This window comes from Treponema sp., from assembly GCF_045657965.1.
Taxonomy (GTDB): domain Bacteria; phylum Spirochaetota; class Spirochaetia; order Treponematales; family Treponemataceae; genus Treponema_D.
Genome location: NZ_JAZOUG010000295.1, coordinates 1 through 6895 on the forward strand (window position 1 = coordinate 1; position 6895 = coordinate 6895).

Annotated in this window: 4 protein-coding genes and 1 pseudogene; all 5 read left to right on the plus strand. The window is 39.3% G+C overall.

Going from position 1 to position 6895, the window contains the following annotated elements; genetic code table 11:
- The coding region (locus ACKI5B_RS11095) for a pectate lyase family protein (RefSeq protein ID WP_407428735.1) at positions 1 to 1122 on the plus strand (1122 nt) is incomplete at its 5' end.
- 293 nt (positions 1123 to 1415) lie between these two features.
- Positions 1416 to 2819: pseudogene (locus tag ACKI5B_RS11100) on the plus strand (sodium/proline symporter); the annotation flags it as partial.
- 120 nt (positions 2820 to 2939) lie between these two features.
- On the plus strand, positions 2940 to 4493 hold the full coding sequence (locus tag ACKI5B_RS11105) for a GGDEF domain-containing protein (protein WP_407428737.1): 1554 nt from the start codon (positions 2940 to 2942) through the stop codon (positions 4491 to 4493).
- Positions 4494 to 4567: 74 nt separating this feature from the next.
- The gene (locus ACKI5B_RS11110; RefSeq protein ID WP_407428739.1) at positions 4568 to 4963 is read left to right on the plus strand and encodes a C-GCAxxG-C-C family protein; all 396 of its coding nucleotides are present in this window, start codon (positions 4568 to 4570) and stop codon (positions 4961 to 4963) included.
- A gap of 219 nt (positions 4964 to 5182) precedes the next feature.
- Positions 5183 to 6895: ABC-F family ATP-binding cassette domain-containing protein (locus ACKI5B_RS11115; protein WP_407428741.1), on the plus strand; the 1713-nt coding region annotated here is incomplete at its 3' end.

Sequence of the window (6895 nt, forward strand, 5' to 3'; positions counted from 1 at the left end):
TCTTCCGGGGATTTTATTGCTTCAAATTCAGAAAATTATTCATTTGCACTTACAGATGATGTGACTATTTCTGCTCACTTTATCCCTTCTTCATATACCGCTGATTCAAACATGGTCGGTTACGCAACAATCACCGCTGATGATGCAAATGCAAAGTATACGATTACCGGTGGATATGGAGGAAATACCATCTCAATCAATTCACTTTCCGATTTGACTTCAAATGCAACTATACTTTCTGGAGATGAGCCATATATCGTCAAATTCACAAATGCCGACCGAATTACGACGACAGACAACGTTAGCATAATCATGTCGGTTGGCTCTAATAAAACAGTTTATGGTGCTGTAACGGGTGCAGGCTTAAAAAATATTGAAATGCGCGTACAGGGGCAGAATGTTATCATCCGGAACCTTGTGCTTGGCGAAGTCATTGCATATGATACATATGGTGGGAAAGGCAACGACGCACTTTCTTTGAATGGTGCGCGTCATGTATGGGTTGACCACTGTGAACTTCGTTCTAATACAACACCAAAAGACAATACAACTGGTGCAATAATCACTAATTCAAGCGATTCTGACTTTGCAAAAGATTTCTATGATGGTTTGCTCGATATTAAAAACGGTGCAACATGGATTACCATTTCAAACTGCTATATCCATGACCATTACAAAGCCTGTCTTTGCGGTTCAGGTGACGACGGTCCTGACACAAATTCTGACGGTTACTCTGATTCGGATATGCGCGTAACCTTTGCAAACAATTACTGGAAAAATATCAATGCCCGTCAGCCGCTTTTCCGCTGGGGTAAGGCACACATTTACGGAAGCTATTTTGATGCAGGAACTTTCTCTGGCGGTGCAAGTTTTATTAATTGCCGTGCAGGAAGTGAACTCTACATCGAAGGAAACACTTTTACCGGAACCAAGAGTGACAGTTACACCATCGGCTATTATTACGACACAACAGGCAACAGTGGAAGCTGGGTAAGCAAAAATAACTCTGGAGTATCAAGCAAAAACGGAACAAGTTACACACCTGCTTACGGAGTTACAAATGTAAGTGCTCCATCATCAGCTCCAACAGATAAAGGCGCAACACTGACTTTAAGCTACTAGATTAAATTTTTTGCATAATTACCGCACAATCTCCGCTGAGAGGTGTGCGGTTTTTTATTTCTATGTATAGAAATCAACAGAAATCTATGATAATCTTTGCAGCATACAAATTAAAATGTGAGGACAAAAATGGATTCTGTATTGATTGCAAAAATCTGTGCATTCGTGCTTTACCTCGGCTTTATGATTTACATTGGTCTGAGAAACGCGAACAAAAACAACAGCTCTTCTGACTTTTTTTAGGTGGCCGCAAAGTTGGTCCCTGGGTTACAGCTCTTTCAGCAGAGGCGTCTGATTCTTCAGCCTGGCTTTTAATGGGCTTGCCTGGTCTTTGTTATCTTGGCGGTGTACGCGAAACTTTCTGGACAGCGCTTGGTCTTATTGCCGGAACTTACTTAAACTGGCTTTTCGTAGCAAAACCATTACGCAAATGTTCTGTTGCGTTTGGGGATTCAATTACAATTCCTGAATTTTTCACAAACCGTTTCAAAGATAAGACTCACATTCTTTCTGTGCTTTCAGTTATTTTCATTGTGTTTTTCTTTACAATTTATACAGCATCTGGTTTTGTTGCCTGCGCAAAGCTTTTCAATTCAGTTTTTGGACTTCCGTATCACGCCGGCCTTGCAATTGGACTTTTAGTAATTCTTTGTTACACAATCACTGGCGGCTATACTGCAGTCTGTACAACGGACTTTGTTCAGGGCACTTTGATTTTTGTTGCTTTTGTAATTTCTGCTGCAATCGCAGTTTTCGCACTTGGCGGTCCTGCTGAAGCAATCGCTCAGGTTCAGTCATTCGATGCACGTGCTCTTGCAAACGATTTCGGTGAAAATATCAGAAAATCTTTTGCCGGAAATGCTTCTTTTAAAGGAATGTCCATTGTTTCAGCTCTTGCATGGGGCTTAGGATACTTCGGAATGCCGCATATTATTGTCCGCTTTATGGGAATCCGTTCAAATGCGGAAATCAAAAAAGCCCGCAGAATCGGCACTGTATGGATGATTGTTTCTTATATCGGAACATTCTTAATCGGAACACTTGGAACTGCTTATCTCTTAAATCACGGCGTACTTTTAGGAACTGGTGCTGAAGAAATTGCAGTTGAAGGAGTTTCACAGTTCGGCGATGCAGAAACTGTATTCAGTGCAACAATGCTCAAAATGTACCCGGCTTTCATCGGAGGAATCTTCCTTTGTGCAATCCTGGCAGCTTCAATGTCTACCGCAGATTCACAGCTTCTTGCAGCTTCAAGTGCAGTAAGTCAGGATATTTACAAGGGAATTATCAATAAAAATGCTGATGAAAAAACTGTTTTGAATATAAGCCGTTTCGTAGTCTTTTTAATTGCTCTTGTAGCCCTCTTCCTTTCACTTAACCCGGCATCATCAATCTTTGGACTTGTTTCTTACGCATGGGCAGGTTTCGGCGCAACATTTGGTCCGCTCGTTCTTTTAGCACTTTACTGGCGCGGCATGACAGCAAAAGGTGCAATTGCCGGTCTTATAACAGGATTTATAGCAGTAGTTCTCTGGCACAATGTACCTTCAAGCGTACACTGGATTTTTGGTCTTTACGAAATTATGCCAGGTTTTGTAATCTGTCTTATTTTCAGTGTTGCGGTTTCAATTTTAGACAAGAATAAAGACAGTCAGATGCTCAAAGAATTTGATGCTTATAAAACAATGGAAGACTAATATAATTTAAATTTTAGACTTTTAACTTATTATCCCGCTGTGGCGGGATTTTTTTGCTTTTCTTAGTATTCTGTGTTAAAATTTAAGGGTATTTTTATCTTTAATAACACAGGATTTTTTATGAAAAACAGACGGTTAACATTTAAATTCAGTTTTATTTTTCTGATTTTTACTGTAGTTACCCTTCTTGTTACTGCACAGATTTCATATTTTAACCAGAATAGTCTTTTTCAGGTTGAGCAGGAACATAATAGTCAGAATATAGCATCATATCTTGAAGAAATAGTTTTACTTGAAAAAAATGATTTTCTAAACATGCAGAAATATTTTATTCCGCATGCACACGAATATAAAATCCCAATGGATTTTAATGAAAAAAATCTTGCACGGGATTGGGAAAACTTTGAAAGGCTTTATTCTCAGAAATATCCAGGAAAAATTATAGATAAAGATATTCCGTTTGATGAACTTTCTGAAGATGTAAAAAAAGCTTACTCACTTTACTATTATGAATATTACCGGCTGTTTTTTGAAAAGGCTGTAAAGGAATTTAACATAGCATATGCTTATTATTTAGTGCCGACAGGTGAACCAGATCATATGTGCTGGTTTCTGGAACCTATCAGAGAACCATCAGCAAAAGACAATAGATTTTTAAACCTGTGCGTTGATGTTCTTGATGAAAGAGAAAAGTATCCTCATATGTGGCAGGCCTGGGATACGGGCAAAAGACCTGAAGGTTATGATACATATGATAATAAATACGGTAAAACTTATTCATATTATACACCTGTTTTTATTAACGGACAGAAATTAGGTGTAATTGGTGTTGAAATTGAAATTGCAAAAGTAAACAAAGCTATTTTTTATGCAACAATCCGCCAGCTGATTGCGATTGGTCTGGTTATTATAGGTTTTATGTTACTTTTGCTTCTGCTTATCCGCAGCCGGTATATCCGGAAGCTTATAAAAATCCAGAATGTAGTTGATGAGTATTCTCAGACAAAAGACTCGGAATTAGCAGAAAAATTACTTGAAGAAGTTACGAATAATGATGAAATTTCCGGGATAATGGCAAAACTTGCTGACTTATTTTATGAACTTGAGCTTTATATGTACAATCTCAATAAAACAAAACGTGATTTAAAAGATACAAGGCAGCAGGCAATAGAATTAAATGAACTGGCAATAAAAGATTCTCTTACAGGAATCAGGAATAAACTTGGTTATGACAAAGAAGTTCAAAAAATTGAATGGGAAATGGCTGACGGCTTAAGGGAAATTGGTGTTGCCATGGTCGATTTGAATTTTCTTAAGCGGATTAACGATACCTATGGTCATGACAAAGGAAATATTGCAATTGTCACAATGAGCCGGATTATCTGTCATGTTTTTGAACATTCTCCTGTTTTCAGAATTGGTGGAGATGAATTTGTAGTGATTTTGAAAGGACATGATCTGGAACATATCGATGAACTTATTCATACTTTTAATGAGCAGCTTAAAGTTCTTCATGATAATCCGAATCTTGAATACTGGGAAAAAATTTCTGCTGCAATCGGATATGCTGTTTATAATCCGGAAACAGACAGTTCTTATGAAAATATTTTTAAACGCGCTGATTCTGAAATGTATAGAGCAAAAAAGGCAATGAAGGCTGTGCGTAAAGATTAGGAAATTTGCATTAAATGTGATTTTGTTACATACAAAGCATTTTGATTTTATTATAAATTTATTTGAGGTACAAAATGACAATTCAGGAAAAAGCAGATAAAGCGGGCATGCTCAAAAAAACAGGGCAGATGAACTGTTGTCAGGCAGTTACAAGTGTTATGGCTGACACAGTAAATATTGATGAGGTTACTTTACATAATATGGCATCAGGATTTGCTGCCGGAATGGGGACAATGGAAGCGACGTGCGGTGCTCTTGTGGGTGCAAACATGATTCTCGGCCTTAAAACTGAAGGAAACGGAACTGTCCGCCAGAGCCGCGAACTTCTTACCAAATTCAAAGAAAAATGCGGGGCTGTTACCTGCAAAGATTTAAAAGGTGTAGGTACGGGAAAGGTTCTCTGTGAATGTGAAAACTGCTGCCGTAATGCTGTGCTTGCTTTGAATGAAGTGCTCGGAGAAGCTGACTGAAGCTTAGAAATTAATCTGAAAGTTTAACTTGCAAATTTTCTCCCTCTGCCACACGGATTTAATTTTTCTCAGTTTTGTGCTATCATCATCCTATTGAATTTGCCACAGGAATTGACGGCCGTTCAGGAGACCATTTTTTTATAAGCAGCCGGGACGGGCAGGAAGAAAAATCTACAAAAAATTAAAAGGAAGCGGACTTCGTGCCGTACTATAAAAAACATGAACATACTTTCAGTAAATAATCTTTCTAAAATGGGGCGGGAAGCTCCGCTCTTTCAAAACGTTACTTTCGGTTTGAACGAAGGTGACAAAGCTGCAATTATCGGCCGCAACGGCACTGGAAAATCGACTTTACTCAGTGTAATTGCAGGTACTCTGCCGGCTGATGACGGTCAGGTTATAATAAACAAACTATCGGGTGTTAGTTTTCTTCCTCAGAATCCTGTTTTTGACAGAAATAATACAATCCGGGAACATATTTTTAAATCTGAAAGCCCGAAACTCAAAATCATCAATGAATACGAATCTCTTTGTGAGAAAATGTCTGATGGGCTAACGAACGGTCAGCAGTTAAGATTTGACGAGCTCACTTATGAAATGGACAAAGGAGACCTGTGGAACTATGAAAGTCAGATCCGTTCGATTCTCGGAACTCTCGGCATTAACGACCTTGAACGTAGAATGAGCGAACTTTCAGGCGGCATGGTCAAAAAAGTCGCGCTTGCTCAGGTTCTCGTGGAAGACACAAAACTGCTTCTGCTTGACGAACCGACCAACCATCTCGATATTCAGACGATTTACTGGCTTCAGAATTATCTTCATGACACAAAGCGCACGGTTCTCATGGTTACACATGACCGCTATTTTCTGGACGCAGTATGCAATAATATTTATGAACTTGCCCGCCACTCGCTCAAGCTTTACCAGGGAAACTATTCTGATTATCTTGAAAAAAAAGAAATAGAAGCTGAAATTGAAGAAAACACTGAGCGACGTATTGAAAGCGTTCTTCGATTTGAGCGGGACTGGCTCCGTCGCGGTCCGTGTGCGCGTGGAACAAAAGCAAAGGCCCGAATTCAGCGTGATATGCAGCTGATTAACCGCGAAAAATTTGCCAAAGATAAGGGCTTTCAGTTTGAGGTAGCCGGCCGTCGCCTGGGCGGAAAAATTCTTGAACTTTACGGCATCAGTAAGAATTTCTTGAAAACTTCTGATGCAGCCCCGGTCCTCCGTGATTTTTCTTACACTTTCAGCAAAGGTGAAAAAATCGGCATTTTCGGCGGGAACGGTTCGGGAAAGTCTACACTTTTGAACATCATCACAGGACTTATTCCGCCTGATTCAGGAACAATCGTAAAAGGTGAAAATACCTTTTTCGGCTACTATCAGCAGAATCCTGTTTTTAAGGATTTGAGCATGACTGTTCTTGATTACATAAAAGAAGCTGCCGAAGTCGTACAGATGAACAACGGCAAAACATTGAGCGCATCACTCTTTTTGAAAGAATTCGGTTTTGAAGGAAAAATACAGCATTCAATGCTTTCAACTTTGAGCGGCGGTGAGCGCAAACGGGTTTTCCTTGTGCGGCTTTTGATTTCAAATCCGAACTTTCTGATTCTCGATGAGCCTACAAATGACTTTGATATCTTTACAATGAATATTCTTGAAGACTTTCTTCTTAATTACAAAGGCTGCCTGCTAATCGTAAGTCATGACCGTTATTTCATGGACAAAATCGCCGACACAATGTTCATAATGGAAGAAGATGGTTCGGTTTCAGGCTTTGTCGGAAAATGCAGTGAATATATTGAATATCTGACGGAAATGGAAAATGGAAAATTGAAAGCTGAAAATTCAAACGTTAGTTTAAAGACTGCAAAAGGGGAAAGTCTTCCCCTCGCACAAGCCGAAAATGCGTCTTGCGCTACCCCT